The following is a 641-nucleotide window of genomic DNA, read 5'->3' on the forward strand; positions in this document are numbered from 1 at the left end:
TTCCTTTCCCCTTCCTCTTCCTTTCCTTTCCCCTCTCCTCCTGCTCTTCCTCTTACCTCTCCCTTCTCTCTTCTTTCCTCTTCCCCCCCTCTCTTCTTCCTCTCCCCCCTCTCCTTCCTCTCTCCCGTCCTCTCTTCTTCCCTTTTCCCTGTCCCCCTCCTTTTCCCCTTCCTTTCCCTCTTCTCCTTCTGCCCCTCCTTCCCCTCTCTCTTTCCTCCCTCCTCTTTTCCCTCTCTTCCTTCTCCTCTTCTTTCTCGTTTCCTCCCAGTGCCAGCTTTTTTATCCTTCCTCTCTCTTCTCTTTTCTCCTCTTCTCTCCTTTTCTCCCTCTTCTCCTCCTTTTCTCTCTTCCTCTCCCCTTCCTCTTCTCTCTTCCTTTCCTTTCTTCCTTTCTCTTCTTCCCTTCCTCTCCCCTCCCTTCTCCTCTCTCTCTTTTCTCTTCTTCCTCTCCCCTTTCCTCCTCCCCTCCTCTCCTTCACCCTGCCTTCTTCCCTCCTCACTTATAAAACTTTCTTTTTCATGTACATTTCCTCCTTTCTGTTCTTTCTTTCCCTCTTTTCCTTTTTTTCTTATACATGGGGAACATTCAGCTTCCCCTTTTCCCTCCTTTATCTTCCGTGTGACGCTTTTCTTCCTTTTCCC

The 641-nt window shown here is 49.3% G+C and carries 1 protein-coding gene; it reads right to left on the reverse strand.

Translation table 11 applies throughout. The annotated features are described in order from the left end of the window. On the reverse strand, positions 1–641 hold a 641-nt coding region (locus E1963_RS19285), incomplete at both ends, for a hypothetical protein (protein WP_207669424.1).

The sequence above is a fragment of the Extibacter muris genome (assembly GCF_004345005.1).
GTDB classification, from domain to species: Bacteria; Bacillota; Clostridia; order Lachnospirales; family Lachnospiraceae; genus Extibacter; species Extibacter muris.